The sequence below is a fragment of the Nocardioides sp. zg-DK7169 genome (assembly GCF_013155365.1).
Taxonomy (GTDB): Bacteria; Actinomycetota; Actinomycetes; order Propionibacteriales; family Nocardioidaceae; genus Nocardioides.
Window position 1 is genome coordinate 224,768 of record NZ_JABJRA010000005.1, and the last position, 24,664, is coordinate 249,431.

Sequence of the window (24,664 nt, forward strand, 5' to 3'; positions counted from 1 at the left end):
GCCCCGCAGCCGACCGGCCCGCTCAGTCGTCGGCGTTCTTGCGCAGCACCGTGAGGTCGGCGTCGAGCACGACGTCCCACTCGGCGCGGTCGGCGTCGCGGACCTCGACCTCCCAGGCGGCGCCGGGCTCGTCGCTGGTCTCGACGTCGAGGACGGTCCCGCCCTCGAAAGCGCCCAGGGCGGCCTTCTCCGCGGCGGCCCAGTCCGCGTCGCTGACCGGGCGGTCGTCGGCGTCCCGGCCCTCGTCGTCGGCGTCGTCGCGCTCCTCCTGGACCACCGCGAGGTCCTCGTCGAGGGCGACGTCGACCTCGGTGCCGTCGTCGAGGCGCACCTCGACCTCGTAGGCCTCGCCCCGGTCGTCGCTGGTCTCGACGTCGACGACGGTGCCGCCGCCGACGGCCTTGGTGGCGGCCGCGCCGACCCGGTCGCGCTCGGCCCCGTCCACGCCGGTGTCGTTCGCGGTGGCGGTCCAGACGGTGCCGCCGATCCCGAGGGCCGCGAGGGCCGCGAGGGTGGGCAGGACGACGCGCTTGCTGCGAAGCGTGGCGGTGTTCATGGTGGGTGCCTCTCTGCGTGGGGAACACCCCCGGCTGGGGGACGCCCCCAGCGTGCGTCAAGGCCGCTGAAGCCTTCCTGAACCCACCTGAAGGCGCGTTCAGGTCGGCCGTTCGAATCAGCCGTCCACGCCCGCACGGGGCGCCGGGAGCCGCACCACGACCCGGGCGCCGCCGGACGGCGCAGCCGTGATCGCGACGGTGCCGCCGTGGGCGGTGACGATCTCGCGGACGATCGCCAGCCCGAGCCCGCTCCCGCCCGCGTCCCGGGCACGGGCCTCGTCGAGCCGGACGAAGCGGTCGAGGACCCGCTCGCGCTCCGCCTCGGGGATCCCGGGGCCGTCGTCCTCGACCACGAGCTCGACGCCCGGGTCCCGGCCGGCCACGGCGTCCTCGCGGACCGCCAGCCGGATCGTCGTCGCGGCGTGCCGGGCGGCGTTGTCGACGAGGTTGCGCACCACCTGGCCGAGCGCGACCTCGTCGCCGCGCACGCGTCCCGGACCGATGCCGGAGGTGTCCACGCCCAGCCCGCCCCGGCGTACCCGACGCGCCTCGGCGAGGGCGAGGTCGTCCAGGTCGACGTCGTGGGCGGCCTGCTCCCCGCTCGCCTCGCCGGCCCGGGTGAGCACCAGCAGCTGCTCGACCAGGCGCTGCATGCGCCCGGACTCCTCGAGCACCGCCTCGGCGAGCTCGCCCTCGGGCAGCGCCCCGGGATGGGCACGGGCCACCTCGGCGGTCTGGCGGATGCTGGCCAGCGGCGAGCGCAGCTCGTGGGAGGCGTCGGCGACGAAGCGCTGCTGTCGCTCTCGCGAGCCCTCGAGGCGCGCCAGCATCTGGTTCATGGTGCGGGCCAGCCGATGGATCTCATCGCGCGACGGCGGCTCGGGCACCCGGCGGTCCAGCCGGTCGCCGGTGATCTGCTCGACCTCCTCGCGGATCCGCTCGACCGGCGCGAGCGCCCGGGTCGCCACCGCCCAGGTGGTGCCGCCGACCAGCAGCAGCACCAGCGGTACGCCGACCAGCAGCGGCGGGAGCAGCGCGTCGGTGGAGTCGTCGAGCTCCTCCAGGGAGACGGCCACGGACACGACGTACTCGCGATCGCCGGCCTCCGCGTCCTGGGTGACCACGACGTAGGGCTGGTCGTCCCCCGGCAGGTCGGCGCGGTCGGTGTCCTCGCGCGGCAGCGGGCGGGCGAGCGGCTGGGAGGCGGCGAGGACCGTGCCGTCGGGGGCGAGCACCTGCCAGACGAGCTCCTCGGGCTCGTCGGGGTCCTCCAGGTCGTCGGCGTCCTCGCCGACTGGCCCCGAGGACGGCAGCCCCGACGTCTCGACCTGGGCGACCAGCTCGCCCGCCCGCTGCTCCGCGCTGGTCTCCAGGCCATCGAGCAGCGAGGCACGCACGAGCAGCACCAGCGCGGCCGCCCCGAGGACCAGGACCACCGCGACCACGAGCACGGCGGCGGCCGTGGTCCGCACCCGCACCGAGGCACGGGCCCACCGGCGCTCAGCCACCGTTGCTCGCCAGCCGGTAGCCCGCACCGCGCACGGTCTGGATCGCCTCGCGCCCGAAGGGACGGTCCACCTTGTTGCGCAGGTGGCGGACGTAGACCTCCACGATGTTCGGGTCGCCGTCGAAATCGACGTCCCAGACCGCCTCGAGGATCTGCCGCTTGGAGACCACGTCCCCGTGGTGGCGGGCCAGGAAGGCGAGCAGGGAGAACTCCCGGGCGGTCAGCGCGATCTCCTCCTCGCCGCGCCAGACCCGACGGGCGGCGGGGTCCAGGCGCAGGTCACCCGCCTCGAGCAGGGTGGGCCGCGGCCGGGCCCCGCGCCGGGCGACCGCACGCAGCCGGGCGACGAGCACCGGGAACGAGAACGGCTTGGTCAGGTAGTCGTCGGCGCCGGTGTCGAGGCCCTCGACCTGGTCCCACTCGCCGTCCTTGGCGGTCAGCATGAGCACCGGTGTCCAGTTCTGCTCCGCGCGCAGGGCCGCGCAGACCCGGTAGCCGTTGATCCCCGGCAGCATCAGGTCCAGCACGATCGCGTCGTAGTCGTGCTCGCGCGCGAGCCAGAGGCCGTCGGTGCCGTCGTGGGCCACGTCGACCGCGAACCCCTCGGCCCCGAGCCCCACCTTCAGGGACCGTGCCAGCCGCACCTCGTCGTCGACGACGAGCACGCGCATCAGAACCTCCGGGCGGTCGGGAACCGACATTCTCCCCGACGGCTGCTGAAGCTGCGCTGAAGACCGTGGGCGCCGGCGGCCCGGCGGCCCGCTCAGCCGCCGGCGAGCATCGAGCGCATGATCTCGATCTCGTCCTGCTGGGTGACCATCACGTCGGAGGCGATCTCGCTGACCCGCACGTGAGCGCCGTCGCGGGCGACGTCCTGGGCCATCCCGATCGCGCCCTCGTGGTGGTGGATCATCCCCTCGAGGAAGAGCCGGTCGAACTCCGGACCGCTCGCCTTCTCCAGCGCGGCCATCTCGGCGGGCGAGAGCATGCCCTGCATCTCGTTGTGCCCGTGCTCGCCGTGGTCGTAGGCCGAGGGGTCCTCGGCCGCGAGCGGCACGTCGACGCCGTACTCCTTCAGCCAGGCCGCCATCACCAGGATCTCGGGGCGCTGGGCGGCCTCGATCCGCTCGGCGAGGCGGCGCACCCGCGGGCTCGCGGCCCGCTCGGGGGCCAGCTGCGACATCGTCAGGGCCTGGGCGTGGTGCGGGATCATCATCTGCAGGAACGCGACGTCGGCGTGGTTCCAGGGGTCCTCGAGCTCGATGTCGTCGGGCCCGACGGTCTTCGCCGTCTCCCCGGGCGCGCCGGGCACGATCACGGTGAGGTCGTCGGTCCCGGTCGTGCTCGCCGCCTCCGCCTCCGGCGCGGGCTCGGAGTCCTGGGAGCAGGCGGGCAGGAGGAGCAGGGCGCCGAGCACGGCGGCGGCGTACAGCGAGGTGCGAGGGGTTCCCGAGATCACGAGGCGTCCTTTGTCCGGTGGAGCGGTGGCGTCTGTGGCGTCCGTCGCGAATGTTCCCGACGACAGCCCTTTACGAAGTGATCCGGCTCACGGTATGACAGAGCAGGGCTTCTGGGGAACAGAGCCCCCCATCACGAAAGGTTCTCGGGCCCATGAACAGAACTCCTCGTAGCGGACCCCCGTCATCTCGCCCCTGGCGCCGGTTCGCCGCCGCAGCGGCCGGCTCCCTCAGCCTGGCCCTCGCGCTCGCCGCAGCGCCCGCCGTCGCACACGACGGCGACGACCACGGAGAGGAGAAGGGCACCACCTCCCGTTCCAGCGCCGGCAGCTGCAGCGCCGAGGAGCGCAAGGAGCTCGCGGCGCTCGGCGACAACTTCGTCGCCGCCTGCGACATCCCCGGCAACGACTTCTCGATGCTCCGCACCCCGGCGCGGGCGCTGAAGCCGGGCGAGACCGACAGCAGCGACAACCTCTCGCTGGTCGCCAACATCCCCAAGCAGGGCGCCTTCGCCGACGTCTCGGCGCTCAACTCCGACCTGGCGTTCAAGGGCAAGTACGCCTTCGCCGGCAACTACAACGGCTTCATGGTCTACGACCTCTCCCGGGCCAAGCACCCGCGGATCGTGTCGCAGGTCGTCTGCCCGGGCTCGCAGAACGACATCTCGGTCTACGGCGACCTGCTGGTCCTCTCCGTCGACTCCAGCCGCAGCGACGACTCGTGCAGCAGCACGGCGCTCTCGGCGCAGCAGAAGGAGGCCTGGGAGGGCATCCGCGTCTTCGACATCAGCGACCCGGAGTCCCCGCAGTACGTCGCCGCGGTCGAGACCGCCTGCGGCTCGCACACCCACACGCTGGCTCCCGACAAGCGCGGGCGCAACCTCTTCGTGTACGTCTCCTCCTACTCCCCCAACGAGACGTTCCCCGACTGCCAGCCGCCGCACGACAAGATCAGCATCGTCAAGGTGCCGGTGAAGGACCCCGGCTCCAGCTCGCTGGTCGCCGCGCCGGTGCTCTTCCCCGACGGCGGCAACCCGGGTGAGGGCTACTCGCGCCCGACCACCGGCTGCCACGACATCACGGCGTACCCCTCCAAGGACATCGCCGCCGGCGCCTGCATGGGTGACGGCATCCTGCTCGACATCTCCGACCGCAAGGCCCCGAAGGTGATCGAGCAGGTCCGCGACGAGGAGAACTTCTCCTTCTGGCACTCCGCCACCTTCAACAACAAGGCGACCAAGGTCGTCTTCACCGACGAGCTCGGTGGCGGCGGCGCGCCGACCTGCAACCCGGAGACCGGACGCACCAAGGGCGCCAACGCCATCTACGACATCGTCGGTGGCAAGAAGAACGGCAAGGCGGGCAAGAAGGCCGGCAAGGGCACCCCGAAGCTGGCGTTCCGCAGCTACTACAAGATCCCGCGTCCGCAGGCCGCCACCGAGAACTGCGTGGCCCACAACGGCTCGCTGATCCCGGTCAAGGGCAAGGACATCATGGTCCAGGCCTGGTACCAGGGCGGCATCTCGGTCTTCGACTTCACCAACTCGCGCAAGCCCAAGGAGATCGCCTGGTTCGACCGGGGTCCGCTCTCCGACACCGAGCTGATCACCGGTGGCTCCTGGTCGGCGTACTGGTACAACGGCCGCATCTACAGCAACGACATCCAGCAGGGCTTCGACGTCCTCGAGCTCGACGACAAGCGCGTCCGCGACGCGAAGAAGGTCCGCATGGACGTCTTCAACCCGCAGTCGCAGCCCTACTACAACAACTGATCCACCCCGACCGGGCCGGCGCCTCCCACGTGGAGGTGCCGGCCCGGCGGCATGTGCGGGGTCAGGAGTAGCGGTGCGACTTGGCCGCGTGGCCGTGCTCGCGGGTGCAGGTGCGCCCGCTCATGTTGCGGTGCCCGCACAGCTCCTCGGCGCCCTCGGCGGGGGTCTCGGCCTGCTGGGCGACCTTGGTCGCCTTGGCAGGCTTCGCCTTGGCAGCCTTGGCCGCCGGCTTCGCGTCCGCCGCGGCGGCCGTCGCACGCCGCGGGGTCGCGCCGCCTGCGGCCTTCTGGGCTGCCTCGTACTTCGCCTCGCGCATCGCTCGCAGCGCGTCCATCTTGCTCATCGTCGCCTCACGCGCTGAGCCTAGGCCCCGCCACCGACGGTGCCCGCACCGCCGGGCGCCGGCTGCTTGGATGGGCGCATGACACGGGACCGCACGACTCGGGGCAGCACGACGAGCGGCACGATCCTCACCCTGGGCGGGGGCGGCTTCTCGATGCCGGCGGAGGCCGGCGCCCCGGACGGCAGCGACTCCGCCCTCGACGACCTGCTGCTCTCCCTGGTGGCGACGCCGCGCGGCGCCGGCGGCCTGCCGCGGGTCTGCTTCGTGCCGACCGCCAGCGGCGACTCCGCGGACTACGTCGCCCGCTTCCACGCCGCCTTCGCCGGGCGCGCGGAGACCAGCACGCTGGAGCTGTTCGGGCTCGGGTCCCTGGGCGGGCGCAGCGTCCGCGAGCACGTGCTGGACCAGGACGTGGTGTACGTCGGCGGCGGCTCGACGCTCAACCTGCTGGCCCTGTGGCGCCTGCACGGCCTGGACGCCGTGCTGCGCGAGGCGCTCGCCGCGGGCGTCGTGGTGGCCGGGATCAGCGCCGGGATGAACTGCTGGTTCGAGGGCTGCTCCACCGACTCCTGCGGCACCCTCGCACCCCTGGCCGACGGCCTCGGGCTGCTGCCCGGTTCGGCGTGCCCGCACTACGACGGCGAGGCCGAGCGGGAGCGCTCCTACCGCTCGTTCGTCGCGTCCGGCGCGCTGCCCGCCGGCTGGGCGCTCGACGACGGGGTCGCACTGCTGTGGCGCGACGGCGAGCTCGTCGAGGCGGTCTCCGAGCGACCCGGCGGCCGGGCGTTCCGAACCCGGGTGCGCCCCGACGGCGCCGGAGGCGCGGTCGAGGAGCCCCTCGCCGTACGGCTGCTGGGGCCGTAGGGCGAGGCGACCTCGCAGCTCAAGCCCGGGGGGGGCGACCCTCAGGCCGCCTTCACCAGCTTGCGCTCCTGCTGCTGCAGGCGGGCCTGGGCGGCACGGCGGACCTTGGCGCCCTTGGTGCTCATCGCCCAGAGCAGCTTCAGCTGCTGGGGGGCGTTCTTGACGTTGGTGGTGGCCAGCCAGCCGTTGGGCAGCGAGAGCCGGACCGCCTTGTGCCAGGCGCTCGCGACCTGGGCGGGCAGCGGGGCCTCGTGGTAGTTCAGGTCGTACTTGGCGAACAGCGCCTTCACCTTCGGCGCGATCTCGGCGTACCGGTTGGACGGCAGGTCCGGGAACAGGTGGTGCTCGATCTGGTGGGAGAGGTTGCCGGTCATGATGTGCATGGCCTTGGAGCCCGAGATGTTCGCGGAGCCGAGCATCTGGCGCACGTACCACTCGCCGCGGGTCTCCTTCTCCGGGATCGACTTCTTCTCGAAGGTCTCGACGCCCTCGGGGAAGTGACCGCACATGATCACCGAGTGCGACCACAGGTTGCGCACCAGGTTGGCGGTGAAGTTCGCGGCCAGGGTCGGCACGAACGAGCCGGTCGGGATCGACATCGCCGGGTGCACCAGGTAGTCCTTGGTGGCCTGCTTGCGGATCTTGCGCAGGGTGTTCTTGGCGTTCTTCTTGAACGTCTCGCTGCGGCGCTCCTTGGGGATGCGCAGGTTCTTGCCGAGCTCGAGGTCGTAGGCGGCGATGCCGTACTCGAAGAAGCAGGCGTTGATGAAGTTCAGCAGCGGCTGGGCGAGGTACATCGGGTGCCAGCGCTGGTCCTCGTCCATGCGCATGATGCCCCAGCCGAGGTCGTTGTCCTTGCCCACGATGTTCGTGTAGGTGTGGTGGACCTCGTTGTGGCTGTGCTTCCAGCCCTCGGCGGTGGAGGCGTTGTCCCACTCCCACGTCGTGGAGTGGATCTTCGGGTCACGCATCCAGTCCCACTGGCCGTGCATGACGTTGTGGCCGATCTCCATGTTCTCGAGGATCTTGGCGACGCTGAGGCCGACGGTGCCGGCGACCCAGGCGGGCGGGAAGGCGCTGGCGAGCAGCACCGCGCGGCTGCCCAGCTCGAGGCGGCGCTGGAAGGCCACCATCCCGCGGATGTACGCCGCGTCGCTCTCACCGCGGGCCTCGAGGATGTCCTGGCGGATCGCGTCGAGCTCGCGCCCGATGTCCTCGATGTCCTCGGGGCTCAGGTGGGCGATCGGGTTGACGGGCTTCTTGGTGATGGCGGTCATCGAAGGACTCCTCGCGGGTGGAATCGAGTGGTGGTCAGTGGTCGATGTGGCAGGCGCCGGCAGCGGCACTGATGCAGGTCTGGATGCGGACGCCGTCGCCGGGGGCGGCGGTGGTCACCTCGCCGTTGCGCAGGTCGCGCACGGCGCCCTCGCGCAGCGGCAGCACGCAGCCGAAGCAGATGCCCATCCGGCATCCGCTCGGCATCAGCACGCCGGCGTCCTCGGCGGCGTCGAGGATCGTGGTGGCACCGTCCATCTCGACGGTGGTCCCGGAACCGGCGAAGACGACCGAGCCGCCCTCCCCGGGAGTGATCAGGTCGGTGCGGAAACGCTCCACCGACAGCGGCAGCCCGAGCGCGTCGTGGTGCTCGGCGAGCGCGTCGAGCAGCCCCGCCGGCCCGCAGGCGTACGTCGTGCGCTCGGCGAGGTCGGGGACCAGGGCGCCCAGGCCGCGCTCGGGGTCGTCGACCTCGAGGCGACCGGTGACGGTGGTGTGCAGCTCGACGAGGCGGATCAGGCCACGGTCGGCGTACCCGCGCAGCTCCGCGCCGAACAGCACCGAGTCGCGGGTCTGCGCAGAGTGCAGCAGCACGATGTCGGAGCGCACCGGCTCGGCGCGGGAGAACAGGTTGCGCAGCATCCCGATCACCGGGGTGATGCCCGAGCCGGCAGTGACCAGCAGCAGCTTGCCCGGGGCGGGGTCGCCGAGCACGAAGTCGCCCTCGGCCTGGCCGAGCTGGAGCATCGTGCCGGGACGAACCCGGTGGACCAGGTGCATGGAGACCGCGCCGCCCTCGATCGCCTTGACGGTGATCGAGATGCAGCCGTCGGCGCGCGGGCCGTGGGTCAGCGAGTAGGTGCGCCACAGGCGGACCCCGTCGACCTCGACCCCGACGCGCACGAACTGCCCGGGCTGGTGCCCGGCCCAGTCGCGGCCGGGGCGGATCAGGAGGGTGGCCGAGCCGGCGGTCTCGGGGCGGACCTCGACGACCTTGCCGCGCAGCGGCGCGCCGGCACGCAGCGGGTGGAAGACGTCGAGGACGTCGTCGAGCTCGAGCGGCGTGACGGCTGCCTCGGCGACCCGTCGCAGAGTCCCGCGCAGGGACCTGGTGCGACCGGAGCTGGGATCGGTGAGGCTGACCATGCCCCCATCCTCCCCCGACCGGGGTGCAAAGTCCTGTCCCTCCCACGTGAACCGCAGGCAATTCCTTGTTCGGCTCGCACAATGTTGAACAGATCACTCTCCGGCACCATCCGCCCGCGCCGCTGCGCCGAACAACTCGAGAAACACCGCGGTGGCTGACCGCCCCCGGCCAGCACCGTGCCCCGTGCACCGACAACGGAGGGAAACCGCACCATGAAGCGCACCGTCTCCACCACGTGGAAGCTCGCCCTGAGCGGCGTGGTCACCGCAGCACTCGCCAGCACCGCCGTGATGCCCGCCGCCCACGCCGACGCCACCACCGAGCGCAAGGCCGGCAACAAGAGCCTGGCCAAGGTGCTCGCGGCCGACGGCAACAAGTTCGACAAGAACTGGAAGGACTTCGACATCCTCGAGAAGGGCGTGCTCGCCGTGCTCGAGGCAAAGCCGGACAGTGCGGTCAAGCTGCTCACCCAGGGCGGCAAGCGGGCCACCGCCTTCCTCCCGACCGACGCGGCGTTCCGGGCGCTGGTCAAGGACGTCAGCGGCAGCGCGCCGAAGACCGAGCGCGCGACGTTCAACGCCCTGGCGTCGGTCGCCGACGTCGACACCCTCGAGGCGGTGCTGCTCTACCACGTCGTCGCGGGCAAGACCCTGACCAGCAAGAAGGTCCTGGCCTCCGACGGCGCCAAGGTCACCACCGCCCTCGGTCAGCAGGTCAAGGTCGACGTGAAGGGCAAGGGCAAGAAGACCAAGGTCCTCCTCGTCGACCTCGACAAGAACGACGCCAACCCGCAGGTGATCACGCTCGACATCAACAAGGGCAACAAGCAGATCGGCCACGGCATCAACCGGGTCCTGCGCCCGATCGACCTGCCCTGACGCAGGCGCTCCACCCCCACGCGCCCCGTAGCGTCGTCCCCGTGGACGCGCAGCGCGCACGACAGCGGCACGGCCGCGGCCTCCGGGCCGCGGCCGTGCTGCTGCTCCTCCTCGGGGTGGCGGCGGCCGGGTGCGCCGAGGAGGAGGACCCGACCTACGTCGCCCTCGGCGACTCCTTCACCTCCGGTCCGCTGATCCCGACCAACGACCACGCCGGCGGCTGCCTGCGCTCGGACCACAACTACCCCTCGCTGGTCGCGCAGGAGGCCGGGCTCGAGCTGGTCGACGTGAGCTGCTCGGGGGCGCGCACCGCCGACCTCACCGGGACCCAGACGGTCTTCGGCAACGCCCACCCGCCGCAGCTCGACGCCGTCGACCCCGACACCGACGTGATCACCGTCGGCATCGGCGGCAACGACGAGGACGTCGCCTCGCTGCTCTTCGGCTACTGCGCGAGCCTCGGCGCCGCCGACCCCACCGGTACGCCGTGCACCCTCCAGGATTCCGCGCAGCCGGTGCCGATGGCGGCCCGGCTCCAGACGGTCCGCACCAACCTGGACGCGGCGTTCGCCGAGATCCGCGAGCGCGCGCCGGAGGCGGAGGTGATCGCCGTGGGCTACCCCCAGCTCCTCCCGGCGCAGGGCAGCTGCCCGGACCGGCTGCCGATCGCGCCCGGCGACTACGCCTGGGCGCGCGGGCTCAACGCCGAGCTGAACGACGCGGTGGCCGACGCCGCCTCCCGCGCGGGCTTCGACTTCGTCGACATGTGGGCGGCCAGCGAGGGCCACGACATCTGCGCGGCCGAGCCGTGGGTCAACGGGGCGGCGAGCGACCCGGAGGCGGCGCTGGCCTTCCACCCGTTCGCGGTCTACGAGCGCGAGGTGGCCGACCGGGTACTGGACCTGTTGTGACCTCGCAGCGCCGCCGTACCCGTTCCGCCTCCCGGCCCCGCCGGACCGCCCGCTCCCTCGTGGCCCCCCTCCTCGCCCTGGCGCTCGCCACCGCGGTGGCGGGCTGCAGCGACGAGAGCAGCGAGGTCGAGGAGCTCGCCGAGCAGGCCCCGACCCCCAGCAGCACCCCGTCGCTGCCGGTCCAGCCCGAGGAGCCGTCGCGCGTCGGTTCCTACGTCGCGCTCGGGGACTCCTTCACCGCCGCGCCCCTCATCACCGCCCCGGCGGTCGCGGACGGGTGCCTGCGCTCGACGCGCAACTACCCGACCCTGGTCGCCGAGGCCCTCGGTGCGGAGCTGGAGGACCGCAGCTGCGGCGGCGCCGAGACCGGCAACCTCACCGGCCCGCAGCGCACCTTCGCCGGCACCGTGCCCGCGCAGCTGCGCGCCGTGGACCGCGACACCGACCTGGTCACGATGGGGATCGGCGGCAATGACTTCGAGGTCTTCGCGACGCTGGTGCGCTGCGCCGAGCTCGGCGCCGACGACCCCGACGGTGCCCCCTGCACCGAGCGGTACGGCGAGGACGGCGGCGCGGAGCTCCAGGACAACCTCGCGACCATCGGCGAGCGGCTGCGCGCGAGCATCGAGCAGGTGCGCGAGCGCGCCCCGCGCGCCGAGATCGTGGTGGTCGGCTATCCCCGGGTGATCCCGCCGGCCGCCTCGTGTCCCGAGCTGCTGCCGCTCGCGCGCGGCGACCGCGCCCTGGCGGCCGGGCTCAACCGCCGCCTCGCCGACGTGGAGCGGCGGGTCGCCCGCAGCGCCGGCGTCGCGTACGTCGACCTGTACGCCGCCAGCGAGGGCCACGACATCTGCTCGGACCGCCCGTGGGTCAACGGGCGCGCCACGGTGCCCGGCCACGCCCTGGCCTACCACCCGCTGGAGGCCGGCCAGCGGGCCGCGGCGCGCCTCGTGCTGGACGCCCTCGAGCGCGACTGAGCCCGGGGGGGCCTGGCCTCAGAGGTCCCGGTGCACCACCAGGCCACCGACGACGGTGAGCCCCACGCTGGTGCCGCGCAGCAGGGCGCCGGTCTCGGCGGTGTCGGCTCCCGTCGCCAGCGGGTCGCGGTCGAGCAGGGCGAGGTCGCCACGGGAGCCGACCCGCACGCTCGGCTGCCCGTCGACCGACGCGGCCAGCGCCTCCTGCGGGGTCAGCGCCTGCTCGGGGTGCCAGGGCGCGCGCTCGTCGGCGCTGCGGTGCACGGCCGCGGCGATGGCCAGCCACGGGTCGAGCGGGGAGACGGGCGCGTCGGAGCCCATCGCCAGCTCGACGCCGTCGTCGAGCATCCAGCGGAACGCGAAGCAGCGCGCCGAGCGGTCCCCCCAGATCCGGTCGGTGAGGTCGCGGTCGTCGAGCAGGTGGGCCGGCTGCACGCTCGCGCGCAGCCCGAGCCGCGCCATCCGGGTGATGTCCTCACGGCGCATCATCTGGGCGTGCTCGATCGAGCCGCGGGCGCCGGTCTCGGCGTACGCGCTGAGCGCGTCGGCCGCCGCGGCGTCGCCGATGGCGTGGGTGGCGACCTCGAGGCCGGCACCGGTCGCCCGGGTGAGCAGTGCGCGCAGCTCCTCCGGGGACTGGTTGGGCTGGCCGGAGGGGTACTCCAGGCGCTGCGCGTCGCCGTACGGCTCGCAGCACCACGCCGTGCGGGTGTTGAGCGAGCCGTCGCTGATGATCTTGAGCGGGCCCATCGTGGCCCGGTCGTCGCAGCCCGGCAGCGGGTCGCCGGTGCGCAGCCCGGCCGCGATGACCCGCTCCAGCGTCGAGGCGTAGGACCCCCAGCGCACCCGCAGCCGGTCGCAGCCCTCGGCCCAGCGGGTGGCCCAGTCCTCGGGGGTGCCGCTGAACTCGAGGTCGACGATCCCCGCCACGCCCAGCGCGGCCGCGGCGTCCAGCGCACGCCGGAACGCCGCGGGCGAGGTCTCGTCGGCCCCGCCCAGGGTCCCCAGGCGCGGGTAGGTCGCGAACCACTCGGTCTCGCGGACCACGGAGTCGCGCACCGGCAGCGCCAGGTGCATCAGCGCGGTGGTGTTGAGCCAGCCGTGGTGGCCGTCGCCGCTCATCAGCACGACGGGGATGTCGCCGGAGACCGCGTCGAGCTCGGAGACGGTGACCTCACGGTCCCAGGTGCCGGCCCGGTGCCCCCAGCCGATGACCGGTTCGCCGGGGCGCTCGGCGATGCGCGCGCACACCAGGTTCAGCGCCTCCTCCGGCGAGCGGGCCGAGGAGAGGTCGAGGCGCTGGGAGGCCAGCGTCCACTGGGTCATGTGCAGGTGCTGGTCCCACAGGCCGGGGATCACCCAGCGCCCGCCGGCGTCGATCTCCTCGACGCCCTGCGGGCGCGCGAGGCCGGGCCCGACGGCGGTGACCGACCCGAGCTCGACGAGCACGTCGACGGGACGATCGGGCGCCCGCTCGTCCGGTCGCAGGGGTACCGGACGGGTGTTGCGGATCAGGAGACTGCTCACCTGCGAAGCCTAGGCCGCGCGGCGCTGGCGCTACGGTGACGCCCATGTCGGCGCGGGTGCTCGGGTTCCTCCTCTGCCTCGGCCTGCTCGGGGTCGGCGGGGGCTACGCGGGGCAGCGGGTGCTCGGCGCGGACGACCCGCCGGCGTCCTTCGCCGCGCTCCCGGTCCCGGCGGCCTCGCCGTCCTACCCCGTCAACGAGTACGACGTGCGTCCCGACCCCGGGGTGGCCCCGCTCCCCGCGGACGTCGCGCTGGAGCGGATGACCCTGCGCGAGGCCGGGGAGCGGGTGAGCATCTCGGCGCCGCGGAGCTGGCTGCGGGTCGCGGTCGAGCCGGGGGCGGCGTGGAACTTCAGTCGGCCGGACAACCCGATCCCGACCTACCTGCTGCGCGTCACCCTGCTCGGCGGCCAGCGGATCTCCACCTCGGTGGCCAGTGGCGCCCGGATCGCCGCCCTGCGCGCCGCCGAGCGCGACGGCAACATGGAGGCGGTGACGGTGGAGGCCGAGACCGAGGACGGCTTCGTCGCGACCTACCTCCAGGACGGGTACCGCCGGGTGCTGATGGAGCGCTACAGCACCCTCGGGACCACCACCGCCCAGGTCGGCGTCGCCGTCACCGGCCGCGAGGTCGACCGCACCGGTATGGCCGACCTGCTCGAGCACGTCCTCGCCTCCGCCCGCCACTGACCCCGCCCCCCCCGGTCGGGCTCGCCCCCGACCGGGGTCACATCCCGTGGGCGACCACGGAGTCCAGGACGCGGGCGGCGGTGGCCCGGTCGGCGCTGCGGATCTGGACCCAGAGCAGCTGGTCGCCGGTGACCTGGACGACGCGCTCGACGGTGACCCCGGCCGGGCAGTCCTGGTGGACCACCGTCCGCGACGGGTCGCCGTCCATCCGGTCGTCCTGGGGGGAGCCGGTGGAGGCGCACTCGGGGTGCTGCGGCAGCTGGACGGGGAGCTCGGTGCCGGGCAGCAGGCCGATGAAGACGCCCTGCCCGGCGCCGCCGGGGTCGTGCCAGGTCGGGCTGGTGCCGACCGAGAGCGCCGGCTGCTCGGCGTCGTCGTTGGGCGGCACCCAGCCGTCGTCGGCCACCGCGCGGTTCCAGTGCGCCGGCACCGTCACGCTCAGGGTCCCGCCGACGTCGTCGAGGCTGACGCCCGCCGGATCGGCGTCGTCCGCCCACACCACGCCGCCCACGGCGCCCGCCGCGAGGGCCAGCAGGCCGCCGACGCCCACGAGCACCCGGCGCCCGCCCCGCGGCCACGCGGCGTCGCCCCGGGTGGGCGGCTGCGGCGCGGGGGCTGGCGCTGCTGCCGGTGGGTCGGGGCGCGCCCCGGCCTGGGTGAGGTCGGGGTCCAGCGGCAGCCACGGCTGCGAGGCCCCGGGCGCCGCGGCCACCACCGGCTCCAGCGCAGCGGCGAGCGCCGCGACGTAGGCCTCCACGTCGGGCCAGCGCTGCTCGCGCTCCGGCGCGAGCGCGCGACGCACGACCGCGTCGACGGCGTCGGGGTAGGGCCGCTCGGCGGTGGAGAGCGGGGGCAGCGTCGGGGGGTGCGCGGCGGCCTGCAGCGTCGCGTGGGGGTACGGCGCGCGCCCGGCGAGCAGCAGGTAGGTCAGCGCGCCCAGGGAGTACTGGTCGGCGCGGGCGTCGAGCGGCTCGCCCTGGGCCTGCTCGGGCGCCACGAAGGACGGCGTGCCGGCCACCATCGTGAGGCGCGAGGACACGTCCAGGGTCTTGCCGAGGCCGAGGTCGGCGACCATCGCGACCACCTGCGGTGCCTCGGCGCCCCGTCCCGCGCGGGTGCGGAACAGCACGTTGGCCGGCTTCACGTCGCGGTGCAGGATCCCGGCCTCGTGCAGCGCGGACAGGCCGGCCGCGACCTGGCACACGACCTCCAGCGCCTGCGCCGCGCTCAGCCCGTCGACCTCGAGGCGGTCGGCGAGCGTGCCCTGGTCGGCGTAGGTCATCACCAGGTAGGGACGGCCGTCGTCGAGCTCGCCGGCGTCGTAGACGCGCACCACGTGCGGGGAGTCGACCCGGCGCAGGTAGCGGCCCTCCTCCAGGAACCGACGGCGCACGTGGTGGTCCTCGGTCCAGTTCTCCGCGAGCACCTTCACCGCGACCGGGGAGTCCAGCTGCTCGTCGTAGGCCAGCCACACGGTCGCGAACCCGCCGGCACCGATCCGCCGGCGCACGACGTAACGACCGAGACGGCTGGGCATCGACACGCCATCATTATGTTGGACGACCGCGGCACGACTGGGAGAAACGGGCGCTGATGGAGCACGAGCACCGCTACGACGGGGAGGCGAGGACCCCCGACGAGATCGACGCGCTCGCCCGGCGCGCCCAGGACGGCGACCGCGAGGCCCTCGACGCGCTGCTGCGCGCCGTCCGCCCGCGCACCCTGGCGGTGTGCCGCGGCGTGCTGCCGCACTCCGCCGACGCCGAGGACGCCTGCCAGGAGGCGCTGATCAACGTCGCCCACAAGGTCGGCTCCTGGAACGGCCGCGGCCGGTTCACCACCTGGCTGCACGTCGTGGCGCTCAACAGCGCGCGCACGACGTACCGCCGCCTGAAGAACCAGGCGACCCCGCGCGACCCGCAGGAGGGCCTGGGCGCCGACCGCCCGGACCCGCGCACCACCAGCGTCATCGCCGGCACCCGCCTGGACCTGCTGGAGGCGATGGAGACCCTCGAGCGCGAGCACCCGCAGTACGTCGAGCCGCTGCTGCTGCGCGACGTCTACGGGATGGCCTACGACGAGATCGCCGCCCTGACCGGCGCCCCGCTGGGCACCGTCAAGGCACAGATCCACCACGGCCGTCGCCTGGTGCGCCCGCTGCTGCGGGGCGAGTGATGGGAGTGCGGGGGCACCGGCGGGCGCTCACCCGCGCAGCGGCGCTGACGCTGAGCGGCGCACTGCTGCTCGCCGGCTGCACCGAGGCCGACGACGAGCCGTCGCAGCCCTCCGCCGCCCCGGCACCGCCGACTCCCTCCGCTCCCTCGACCCCGACGACGCCCTCGCCGGGCGCGACCGGTCACGACCTCGCGCTGAGCCAGCCGGTGGAGGACTCGGTCTACCCCGACATGGGCGACCCCGGCGTCGACGCCCTGCACTACGACCTCACCCTCGACTGGGACCCGCGGGCCCGCACCCTGACCGGCCGCGAGGTGCTGACCTTCCGCGCGGCGGACACCGCCGAGACGGTGCGCCTGGACCTGGCGCCGGACCTCGAGGTGGAGCAGGTGCACGCCGGCGGCGCGAAGGTCGCGCACGAGCACACCGGCAAGGACCTCGTCGTGTCGCTGCCGGTCGAGCGCGACGAGCGGTACCGCCTGCGGATCGACTACGCCGGCACCCCGCGCCCCACCGAGGCCCCCTCCACCCGGCACGACATGGCCGCCCTCGGCTGGCACACCACCGCCGAGGGCGAGACCTGGACGATGCAGGAGCCGTACGGCGCGCACACCTGGTACGCCGTCAACGACCAGCCGTCCGACAAGGCGCTCTACGACATCACCGTCACGGTGCCGTCCCCGTGGGTGGGCGTCGCGAACGGCGAGCTCACCTCGCGCACCGAGGCCGACGGCCTGACCCGGACGACCTGGCACCTCGCCGAGCCGGCGTCGTCGTACCTCGTCACGCTCGCGACCGGCGAGCTGGAGATGACCGAGGCGACGTCGGCGAGCGGGGTGCCGCTGACCTACTGGACCCCGGCCGACGAGCCGCGCTGGCTGCGCCGCGTCCAGCGCACCGGTGCAGCGCTGGACTGGCTGGAGGAGCGCCTGGGGCCCTACCCGTTCGACACCGCCGGCGTGGTGGTCGTGGACTCCGAGAGCGGCATGGAGACCCAGACCATGATCACGCTGGGCGACACCGCCTACACCACCTCGATGCCGGTGCTCGTCCACGAGCTCGCCCACCACTGGTACGGCAACCAGGTCAGTCCCGCGGACTGGCGCGACGTGTGGATGAACGAGGGCATGGCGATGTACCTCCAAGGGGTCTGGGAGGCCGAGGCCGCGGGCATGCCGGTGGCAAGGCTGCTGGACACGTGGGCGGTGTGGGAGCCGCAGATGCGCGCGGCGGCGGGCCCGCCCGCCGCCTACGACCCGCAGGCCTTCGGGGAGTCGAACATCTACTACGGACCGGCCCTGATGTGGCAGGAGGTGCGGGAGCTGGTCGGCGACGAGCCCTTCTGGGAGATGGTCCGCGCCTGGCCGGCCGAGCGCGACAACGCCGCCGCCACCCGGGAGGACTACCGGGCCTGGCTGGTCGAGCGGCTCGGCCCCGAGGTGGACCCCCTCCTCGACGCCTGGCTGCTCGGCGAGGACTCGCCCCTGCTCGACTAGGCGTTGCGCGTCGGCCCCGGACCCGGCACCGTGCGGTCATGGACGTCCTCGTGCTCGGCGGCACCCGGTTCGTCTCGCGCGCGGTCGCGCAGGAGGCCGTGGAGCGGGGGCACCGGGTCACCTGCGCCAACCGCGGGCTCTCCGGGACCGTCCCCGCCGGGGCCCGGCACCTGGTGCTCGACCGCGACCGGCCGCTGCCCGACCTCGGCAGCCCGGACGCGGTCGTCGACGTGGCCCGCCAGCCCTCCTGGGTGCGCCGCAGCGTCGCCGCGCTGCCGCATGCGCACCAGGTCTTCGTCTCCTCGATCAGCGCGTACGCCGACGAGACCACCCCGCACGGCACCCCGGAGACCCTGCCGCTGCACGAGCCGCGCTTCGACGACGTCGACCTGAGCGCCGACGCCGAGGCCTACGGACCGCTCAAGGTGGCCTGCGAGCAGCTGGTCCGCGACGGCGCCGCCTCCTGGACGATCCTGCGTCCCGGCCTGGTCGTGGGGCCCGGCGACCCGACCGGACGCTTCAGCTACTGGCCGGCGCGGCTGGCCGCGACGCCCACCCGCCCCGAGGTGCTCGCCCCGGGCACCCCTGAGGACCCGGTGCAGGTCATCGACGTGCGCGACCTGGCCCGGTGGATCGTGCGGTGCGCGGAGGAGCGGGTGGGCGGGGTGTACGACGCGGTCGGCCCGGCGGTGCCGCTGGGCGTGCTGCTGGGCGAGGTCGCCGCCGGCTGCGGGGTCCCCGACCCCCTGCTCACCTGGGTCGACCAGGGATCCCTCGAGCGGGTCGGGGTCAGCCCCTGGGCCGGGCCGCACTCGCTGCCGCTGTGGCTGCCGCGCCCGGCGTACGACGGGATGATGACCCACGACGCCGCGCCCGCCCTGGCGGCCGGGCTCGTCCTGCGACCGCTCGCGGAGATCGGCCTCGACACGCTCACCTGGCTGCGCGCGACCCCGGACGCCGTGACCACCGGGCTCACCGCCGAGGAGGAGGCGGGCGTGCTGCGCCTCACCCGGTGAGCTGCGCCGAAACGCCCCGCACCGGGCGGCACCTGGGGGACGATGCCTCGTCGCCGCACTCCCCCCGCACGCGGCCCATCCCGAAGGACCCGCCATGAGCGTCCTGCGCCGTATCGGCACCGCCGTCGCCCTGCTGTGCTCGCTGGCCGCCACGGCGCTGGCCGTGGTGCTGGTGGTGGTCCCGGTGCTCAGCGGCTCGGTCCCGCTGACCGTGCTCACCGGGTCGATGGCCCCGGTCCACGACCCCGGCGACATCGTCGTCGTCCGTCCCGCTGCCGCCGAGGACCTGCGGGTCGGCGACGTGATCACCTTCGAGGCCGTCGAGGGAGAACCGAGGCTCATCACCCACCGGATCGCCGCCCTGGTCGGCGCCGGCGGCCGGCCGGCCTTCCTCACCCGCGGCGACGCCAACCCCGTCGCCGACCCCGAGCCCGTGCTGGCCGAGCAGGTCCGCGGGCGGGTCTGGTACGCCGTACCGCAGGTGGGCCGCCTCGGCGGCGCCCTCGGCCCGCACCGCGACCTGCTGCTCGTGGGCGCCGGCGCGCTGCTGCTGGGCGCCGTGCTGCTCGACCTGTGGATCGCGGCACGGCGGCGCAGGACGACGCCAGCACGAGATGACGATGCGGCGGCCCCCACGTCGTCAGCCACTGCCCACGGCACGGTCGCGCTGGTGCCCTAGCGTTCGAGGGGTGACCCGCCTCAACGCCACCCAGCTCCTCGACCTGGTCCTCGACGAGGGCTCCTGGACCTCCTGGGACACCCCGCCCGAGCGCAGGGAGATCAGCGAGAAGTACGCCGCCGAGCTCGCCGCAGCCGCCGAGAAGAGCGGGGTGGACGAGTCGGTGCTGACCGGCGAGGGGCTGATGAAGGGCCGCCGGGTCGCGGTCGTGATGGGCGAGTTCTCCTTCCTCGCCGGCTCCATCGGGCGCGCCGCCGCCGACCGGCTGGTCACCGCGGTCGAGCGCGCCACCCGCGAGGGCCTGCCGCTGCTGGCCGGCCCGGTGAGCGGCGGCACCCGGATGCAGGAGGGCACCCCCGCCTTCGTGCAGATGGCCCGCATCGCCCAGGCCGTCGCCGCACACAAGGCGGCCGGCCTGCCCTACCTGGTCTACCTGCGCCACCCCACCACCGGCGGGGTGATGGCCTCGTGGGGCTCGCAGGGCCACGTGACCGTCGGCGAGCCGGGCGCGCTGCTCGGCTTCCTGGGCCCGCGGGTCTACGAGGCGCTCTACGGCAAGCCGTTCCCCGAGGGCGTGCAGACCGCCGAGAACCTCTACGCCCGCGGGATCATCGACGCCGTCGTGGCCCCCGAGGACATCGCCGACATCCTCGACCGCGCGCTGCGGATCCTGCTCGCGCCGCGGCACGGGATCGAGCCGGTCGCGCCGGTCATCGACGAGCCGGTGCCGGACGTCGAGACCTGGGACGCCGTCACCCGGTCGCGGCGCCCCGACCGCCCCGGCGTGCGCCGGCTGCTGCGCTACGCCGCCTCCGACGTCGTCCCCCTCAACGGCACCGGGCAGGGCGAGCAGGACCCGGGGCTGTTCATCGCGCTGGTGAGCTTCGGCAAGGCGCCGTGCGTGTTCCTGGGCCAGGACCGGCGCGGGCAGCGCGACCGGCCGATGGGCCCGGAGGCGCTGCGCGAGGCGCGGCGCGGGATGCGGCTGGCCTCCGAGCTGGGGCTCCCGCTGGTGACCGTCATCGACACCCAGGGCGCCGCACTGTCGCCCGAGGCCGAGAACGGCGGGCTCGCCGGCGAGATCGCGCGCTGCCTGGCCGACCTGGTCACCCTCGACGCGCCGACCCTGTGCCTGATGCTGGGCGAGGGCAACGGCGGCGGCGCGCTGGCGATGCTGCCGGCGGACCGGGTGGTGGCCGCCCAGCACGCCTGGCTCTCGCCGTTGCCGCCGGAGGGCGCCAGCGCGATCGTGTACCGCGACACCGAGCACGCCCCGGAGATGGCCCGCGCCCAGCGGGTGCGGGCGCTGGACCTGGCCGCGCTCGGGATCGTGGACCGGGTGGTCGTGGAGAAGCCGGACGCCGCCGACGAGCCCGAGGAGTTCTGCCGCCGGGTCGGCGCCGTCCTCGAGCACGAGCTCGCGGTGCTGCTCGAGACCGGGCCGAGCGCGCCGGCCGACCGGGTGCGGCGCTACGCATGAACTAGAACGCGTTACAGTTCCGGCCATGACTCCCCTCACCAGGACGTACGTCGTGACCGGCGCGGCCTCCGGGATCGGGGCCGCCACCACCACGCTCCTGCGCGAGCAGGGCCACCGGGTGATCGGGGTGGACCGCCACGAGGCCGAGGTGGTCGCGGACCTGTCCACCCCGACCGGGCGCGACGCCGCGGTGCGCGCGGTCCGCGAGGCCACCGACGTCCTGCACGGGGTGGTGCCGTGCGCCGGCATCGCCGGGATCAGCGGCGTGGACAGCCGGCTGCTGGTGTCGGTCAACTACTTCGGCGCCGTCGACCTGGTCACCGGGCTGCGCGACCTGCTGGTCGCGGGCTCGACCCCGGACAGCCTCTCCTCGGTGGTGCTGCTCGCCTCCAACTCCGTCACCTGCCAGCCCGCCTGGCCCGCCGCGCTGGCGCGTGCCTGCCTGGCCGGCGACGAGACGGCCGCGCGCGAGGCCGCGGGCGGGGTCTCCGCGGTGTTCGCCTACCCCGCGAGCAAGGCCGCACTCGCCTGGTGGGCGCGCGAGCAGGTGAAGGACTGGACCCGCGCCGGCATCCGGCTCAACGCCATCGCGCCGGGGCTGATCGCCACCCCGATGACCGAGGAGGTGCGGCGCGACCCGGTCTTCGGGCGCTACGCCGACACCTACCCCACCGCCCTCCAGCGCCCCGGCCGGCCCGAGGAGGTCGCGGCGCTCATCGGGTTCCTGCTCTCCGACGCCGCCAGCCTGCTGGTCGGCTCGGTGGTCACCGTCGACGGCGGCACCGACGCCCTGAAGAACCCCCGCCGTCCCCGCGGCACCGCCACCGGCCGGCTCGCCAGCGCCACGGCCAGCCGCCTCGCCCTGGGCGCGGCCCGCCTGAGCCGCCGGCGTACCTGAGCGGGCGGCGGTGGGCCCGGCTCGGCACAATGAGGCCGTGACCGCTCCCCTGCTGCGCCCGATCGAGCCCCGCGACGTACCTGCCGTCCTCGCGCTCAACCAGGCCGACGTCGACGTCCTCTCGCCCCTGGACGCCGACCGGCTCGCGACGATCCAGGGGTGGGCGCACCGCGCCGACGTGGTCGAGGTGGACGACGGCGAGGGCCCGCAGGTGGCGGGCTTCGTGATCGTCTTCGACGGCGGCTCGGCGTACGACGCGGAGAACTACGCCTGGTTCACCGAGCGGTACGGCGAGGAGCTGCACTACCTCGACCGGATCGTGTTCGCGCCGCGGTTCCGCCGCCGCGGGCTGGGCGGGTTCGTCTACGACGTGGTCGAGCGCGACGCCGCGGCGCGCGGACGGCTGACCCTCGAGGTCAACGCCCGCCCCGCCAACGAACCGTCGCTGGCCTTCCACGCCAAGCGCGGCTTCGTGGAGGTCGGGCAGCGCACCTACACCGACGGCACGCTGGTCTCGATGATGGCCAAGGAGCTCTGAGCCGGGCCGTCACCAGCGGTTGCGCGCCTCCTCGGCCCAGCCGACCAGGCCGTCGAGGTCGACGCGCTCGCCGTCGTCGGTGCTCGCCCAGCCGGTGAAGTGGCCGAAGCACTGGTGGGTCTCCCCGGCGAGGACCACCAGGCTGGTGCGCGCCACCCGCTCGTGGAAGGGGTGGAACTGCGCGGCCACCCGCTCACCGCGGATCTCCCACGGCCGCAGCCAGTCGGTGCGGTCGTAGGTCCAGCTCAGCTCCTCGCCGATCTTGTGCAGGTCCCCGTCGACGAGCAGCGCGTTCTCGGTCAGCGGCGTGCCCGCGGTCCAGCGCCCGCCGAGCTGGATGGCGCGGCCCGCCCCGCTGCCGGCCGCCCAGTTCCACGTCATCGAGTACGGCCAGCGGCCCCGCCCGTGGTCGAGCACCGCCCACGCGTCCCCCGCCGCGCCGCCCACGTCGTACGTCGTGCCGCGGGCGGTGATGGTGCCGACGACCGGGCGGGCGAGGTCCTTCACGGTGTACTGGAACTTGCGCCGGCTCCACGGCACCACCACGGCGAGGCTGTCCTGCCCCGGCACGACGGCGACCTCGAGGTCGACCGAGACGTCCGGCCCGGCGGCCTGGAGGCGGGTGGCGTGCTCGGCCTGGTCGAAGCTGAACGACGTGCGCGGCCCGCGCGCGCTCACCGGGCCGAGCCCGGCGCGGTCGGGCAGCACCACGCCGCGCGCCAGCGGCACCACGTCGTCGTACGTCGTCTCCGCGCCGCTCGCCCGGTCCAGCAGGTAGAGGCCCAGCACGCCCGCGTAGTCGAGGGAGGAGACCACCAGGCCGACCACGTGGGTCGGGGTGACGACGCCCCAGTACTCCCAGCGCTTGGTGCGCCCCCACCAGCCCGGCCCGCGGCGCAGGTTGGCGCGGTGCAGCGGCGTCCGGCTCCACCCGACGGCCCCGGGGTCGAGCCGCCCGTCGGGCAGGCACAGGTCGACGGGGCTGGTGATCTCGGGCTCCGGCACGCGCCGCGATGTCACGCTGGCGGGCGCGGCTCAGAACAGCAGCGCGCTGGCGGGGTCCTCCAGGATCCCCGCGACATCGGCGAGGAAGCGGGAGCCGAGCGCCCCGTCGATGTGGCGGTGGTCGAAGGAGAGCGCGAGCGTGGTGACGTCGCGGACGCACAGCTCGCCGTGCTCGTCGACCCACGGGCGCTTGTTGATCGCGCCGAGGGCGAGGATGGCCGACTCCCCGGGGTTGATCAGCGGCGTGCCCGCGTCGACGCCGAAGACGCCGACGTTGGTGATCGTGAAGGTGCCGCCGCTCATCTGCGCCGGCTGGGTGCGTCCCTCCCGCGCGGTGGCGGTGAGCTCGGCCAGCTCCTCGGCGAGCTCGCGCAGCGACAGCGCGTCGGCGTCCTTGATGTTCGGCACCACCAGCCCTCGCGGCGTGGCCGCCGCGATGCCGAGGTTCACGTGGCCCCGGACGACGATCTCCTGGGCCGCCTCGTCCCACCACGCGTTCACCTGCGGGGTGCGCCGCATCGCCAGCACCACCGCGCGGGCTAGCACGAGCAGCGGCGAGACCTTGACGCCCTGCAGCTCGCGGCGGGCGGACAACCGCCCGACCAGCTCCATGGTGCGGGTGACGTCGACGGTGATCCACTCGGTGACGTGGGGGATCGTGAAGGCCGACTCCACCATCGCCTTGCCCATCATCTTGCGCACGCCCTTGATCGGCTCGCGGGTCTCGCGGGCCCCGGCCAGCGGGTGCACACCGGGCGCACCGGCGCCGCGGTCCTCGTAGCTCTCCGGCATCCGGTTCCCGGCGGCGGCCTCCTCGACGTCCGCGCGGCTGATCGTGCCGTGCGGGCCGGTCGGCGTGAGGTCGGCGAGGTCGACCCCGAGGTCCTTGGCCAGCTTGCGCACCGGCGGCTTGGCCAGCGCCCGCACCCGCTCGACGGGCACCCGCGCGGCGGTGGCGGGCACCGCCGGCTCGTCGACCTCGATGACGTCCTGGGACTGGGCCCCGCCGGGAGAGAAGGCGCCCTGCACCTGCATCTGGGTCGCGGCGCCGGCGAGCGTGGACGGCGAGGCCGACCCGCGGCGCGGCCGGCGCATCGGACCGCGGTCGGCCTTGTTGCGCCCGACCAGGCTCTCGCCCTCCCCGCCGCCGCTCGCCGCGGGGTTGGACAGGTCGATCTCCATGCGGGCCTCGACGACCGGCGCGGAGCTCGGAGCCGCGGGTGCGGCCGCCGGCTCCCCGATCGCGATGATCGGCGTCCCGACCTCGACGGTCTCGCCGACCTCGACGAGCAGCGCGCTCACCACCCCGGCGTACGGCGAGGGGAGCTCGACCAGCGACTTCGCGGTCTCGATCTCCACGACCACGTCGTTGATGGCCACCGTGTCGCCGACCGCGACCTTCCAGGCCACGATCTCGGCCTCGGTGAGCCCCTCGCCGACGTCGGGCAGCTTGTACTCGGGCATCCGGGTCCTC

24 protein-coding genes are annotated in these 24,664 nt (G+C 74.2%); 13 read left to right on the forward strand and 11 right to left on the reverse strand.

Features of this window, described 5'->3' with window-relative positions; genetic code table 11:
* Window positions 1-22: 22 nt before the first annotated feature.
* The 4 genes from HOQ23_RS09960 to HOQ23_RS20870 all read right to left on the reverse strand — a co-directional run bounded on the left by HOQ23_RS09960 (window position 23) and on the right by HOQ23_RS20870 (window position 3,523).
* Window positions 23-556, reverse strand: a complete 534-nt coding sequence (locus tag HOQ23_RS09960; RefSeq protein ID WP_172214251.1) for a PepSY domain-containing protein — start codon at window positions 554-556, stop codon at window positions 23-25.
* A 117-nt stretch (window positions 557-673) separates the two neighbouring features.
* Complete coding sequence (locus HOQ23_RS21555) at window positions 674-2,065, reverse strand: ATP-binding protein (protein WP_172214253.1); 1,392 nt, start codon at window positions 2,063-2,065, stop codon at window positions 674-676.
* Window positions 2,058-2,735, reverse strand: coding sequence for a response regulator transcription factor (locus tag HOQ23_RS09970; protein ID WP_172214255.1), 678 nt, complete (start codon window positions 2,733-2,735; stop codon window positions 2,058-2,060). Before HOQ23_RS09970 ends, HOQ23_RS21555 begins: the two co-directional genes overlap by 8 nt.
* A gap of 92 nt (window positions 2,736-2,827) precedes the next feature.
* Window positions 2,828-3,523, reverse strand: a complete 696-nt coding sequence (locus tag HOQ23_RS20870) for a DUF305 domain-containing protein (protein ID WP_172214257.1) — start codon at window positions 3,521-3,523, stop codon at window positions 2,828-2,830.
* A gap of 152 nt (window positions 3,524-3,675) precedes the next feature.
* On the opposite strand from HOQ23_RS20870, the gene HOQ23_RS09980 reads away from it, so the two are divergent.
* Window positions 3,676-5,292 carry an LVIVD repeat-containing protein gene (locus HOQ23_RS09980; protein ID WP_172214259.1) on the forward strand — a complete coding sequence of 539 codons (1,617 nt, stop codon included), beginning with the start codon at window positions 3,676-3,678 and terminating at the stop codon, window positions 5,290-5,292.
* Between the two features lie 61 nt (window positions 5,293-5,353).
* Here the strand turns inward: HOQ23_RS09980 and HOQ23_RS09985 are convergent, their stop codons facing one another.
* Window positions 5,354-5,635: a hypothetical protein gene (locus HOQ23_RS09985; RefSeq protein ID WP_172214261.1), complete on the reverse strand. Its 282-nt coding sequence runs from the start codon at window positions 5,633-5,635 to the stop codon at window positions 5,354-5,356.
* Window positions 5,636-5,713: 78 nt separating this feature from the next.
* On the opposite strand from HOQ23_RS09985, the gene HOQ23_RS09990 reads away from it, so the two are divergent.
* On the forward strand, window positions 5,714-6,499 hold the full coding sequence (locus HOQ23_RS09990; RefSeq protein WP_172214263.1) for a peptidase E: 786 nt from the start codon (window positions 5,714-5,716) through the stop codon (window positions 6,497-6,499).
* Window positions 6,500-6,540: 41 nt separating this feature from the next.
* Here HOQ23_RS09990 and HOQ23_RS09995 read toward each other — a convergent pair whose 3' ends face one another.
* Window positions 6,541-7,776 (reverse strand): acyl-CoA desaturase, encoded by a 1,236-nt coding sequence (locus HOQ23_RS09995; RefSeq protein WP_172214265.1) that lies wholly within the window; start codon window positions 7,774-7,776, stop codon window positions 6,541-6,543.
* Between the two features lie 34 nt (window positions 7,777-7,810).
* On the reverse strand, window positions 7,811-8,920 hold the full coding sequence (locus tag HOQ23_RS10000) for a ferredoxin reductase (protein ID WP_172214267.1): 1,110 nt from the start codon (window positions 8,918-8,920) through the stop codon (window positions 7,811-7,813).
* Between the two features lie 213 nt (window positions 8,921-9,133).
* Here HOQ23_RS10000 and HOQ23_RS10005 point away from each other — a divergent pair, with 213 nt between their 5' ends.
* Genes HOQ23_RS10005 through HOQ23_RS10015 form a run of 3 tightly spaced genes read left to right on the forward strand, consistent with a single transcriptional unit; the run spans window position 9,134 to window position 11,687 of the window.
* Window positions 9,134-9,799, forward strand: a complete 666-nt coding sequence (locus HOQ23_RS10005; protein WP_172214269.1) for a fasciclin domain-containing protein — start codon at window positions 9,134-9,136, stop codon at window positions 9,797-9,799.
* Between the two features lie 41 nt (window positions 9,800-9,840).
* Window positions 9,841-10,710 carry an SGNH/GDSL hydrolase family protein gene (locus tag HOQ23_RS10010; protein ID WP_172214271.1) on the forward strand — a complete coding sequence of 290 codons (870 nt, stop codon included), beginning with the start codon at window positions 9,841-9,843 and terminating at the stop codon, window positions 10,708-10,710.
* Between the two features lie 59 nt (window positions 10,711-10,769).
* The gene (locus tag HOQ23_RS10015) at window positions 10,770-11,687 is read left to right on the forward strand and encodes an SGNH/GDSL hydrolase family protein (RefSeq protein ID WP_172214273.1); all 918 of its coding nucleotides are present in this window, start codon (window positions 10,770-10,772) and stop codon (window positions 11,685-11,687) included.
* Window positions 11,688-11,705: 18 nt separating this feature from the next.
* Here HOQ23_RS10015 and HOQ23_RS10020 read toward each other — a convergent pair whose 3' ends face one another.
* Window positions 11,706-13,214 (reverse strand): amidohydrolase family protein, encoded by a 1,509-nt coding sequence (locus tag HOQ23_RS10020; RefSeq protein WP_172214275.1) that lies wholly within the window; start codon window positions 13,212-13,214, stop codon window positions 11,706-11,708.
* Window positions 13,215-13,258: 44 nt separating this feature from the next.
* On the opposite strand from HOQ23_RS10020, the gene HOQ23_RS10025 reads away from it, so the two are divergent.
* Entirely contained in the window at window positions 13,259-13,903 is a 645-nt protein-coding gene (locus tag HOQ23_RS10025; RefSeq protein WP_172214277.1) for a hypothetical protein, read from the forward strand.
* A gap of 37 nt (window positions 13,904-13,940) precedes the next feature.
* On the opposite strand, the gene HOQ23_RS20535 is transcribed toward HOQ23_RS10025, so the two are convergent.
* Complete coding sequence (locus HOQ23_RS20535; protein WP_216654064.1) at window positions 13,941-15,440, reverse strand: serine/threonine-protein kinase; 1,500 nt, start codon at window positions 15,438-15,440, stop codon at window positions 13,941-13,943.
* Between the two features lie 56 nt (window positions 15,441-15,496).
* On the opposite strand from HOQ23_RS20535, the gene HOQ23_RS10035 reads away from it, so the two are divergent.
* The 7 genes from HOQ23_RS10035 (at window position 15,497) to HOQ23_RS10065 (ending at window position 22,185) form a co-directional block, all read left to right on the forward strand.
* The gene (locus HOQ23_RS10035; RefSeq protein WP_172214279.1) at window positions 15,497-16,078 is read left to right on the forward strand and encodes an RNA polymerase sigma factor; all 582 of its coding nucleotides are present in this window, start codon (window positions 15,497-15,499) and stop codon (window positions 16,076-16,078) included.
* Window positions 16,078-17,574, forward strand: coding sequence for a M1 family metallopeptidase (locus HOQ23_RS10040; protein ID WP_172214281.1), 1,497 nt, complete (start codon window positions 16,078-16,080; stop codon window positions 17,572-17,574). Before HOQ23_RS10035 ends, HOQ23_RS10040 begins: the two co-directional genes overlap by 1 nt.
* Before the next feature lie 38 nt (window positions 17,575-17,612).
* A complete protein-coding gene (locus HOQ23_RS10045) occupies window positions 17,613-18,590 on the forward strand; it encodes an NAD-dependent epimerase/dehydratase family protein (RefSeq protein ID WP_172214283.1) in 978 nt (325 codons plus the stop codon).
* 94 nt (window positions 18,591-18,684) lie between these two features.
* The gene (locus HOQ23_RS10050) at window positions 18,685-19,269 is read left to right on the forward strand and encodes a signal peptidase I (RefSeq protein ID WP_172214285.1); all 585 of its coding nucleotides are present in this window, start codon (window positions 18,685-18,687) and stop codon (window positions 19,267-19,269) included.
* Between the two features lie 10 nt (window positions 19,270-19,279).
* Window positions 19,280-20,749 (forward strand): carboxyl transferase domain-containing protein, encoded by a 1,470-nt coding sequence (locus HOQ23_RS10055; protein WP_367650441.1) that lies wholly within the window; start codon window positions 19,280-19,282, stop codon window positions 20,747-20,749.
* 25 nt (window positions 20,750-20,774) lie between these two features.
* Window positions 20,775-21,647 carry an SDR family oxidoreductase gene (locus HOQ23_RS10060; RefSeq protein ID WP_172214289.1) on the forward strand — a complete coding sequence of 291 codons (873 nt, stop codon included), beginning with the start codon at window positions 20,775-20,777 and terminating at the stop codon, window positions 21,645-21,647.
* A gap of 37 nt (window positions 21,648-21,684) precedes the next feature.
* The gene (locus tag HOQ23_RS10065) at window positions 21,685-22,185 is read left to right on the forward strand and encodes a GNAT family N-acetyltransferase (RefSeq protein WP_172214291.1); all 501 of its coding nucleotides are present in this window, start codon (window positions 21,685-21,687) and stop codon (window positions 22,183-22,185) included.
* A 9-nt stretch (window positions 22,186-22,194) separates the two neighbouring features.
* Here HOQ23_RS10065 and HOQ23_RS10070 read toward each other — a convergent pair whose 3' ends face one another.
* Both HOQ23_RS10070 and HOQ23_RS10075 read right to left on the reverse strand, forming a co-directional pair.
* Window positions 22,195-23,190 carry a DUF2804 domain-containing protein gene (locus tag HOQ23_RS10070; RefSeq protein ID WP_172214293.1) on the reverse strand — a complete coding sequence of 332 codons (996 nt, stop codon included), beginning with the start codon at window positions 23,188-23,190 and terminating at the stop codon, window positions 22,195-22,197.
* A gap of 30 nt (window positions 23,191-23,220) precedes the next feature.
* A complete protein-coding gene (locus tag HOQ23_RS10075) occupies window positions 23,221-24,654 on the reverse strand; it encodes a dihydrolipoamide acetyltransferase family protein (RefSeq protein ID WP_172214295.1) in 1,434 nt (477 codons plus the stop codon).
* Window positions 24,655-24,664 lie beyond the last annotated feature (10 nt).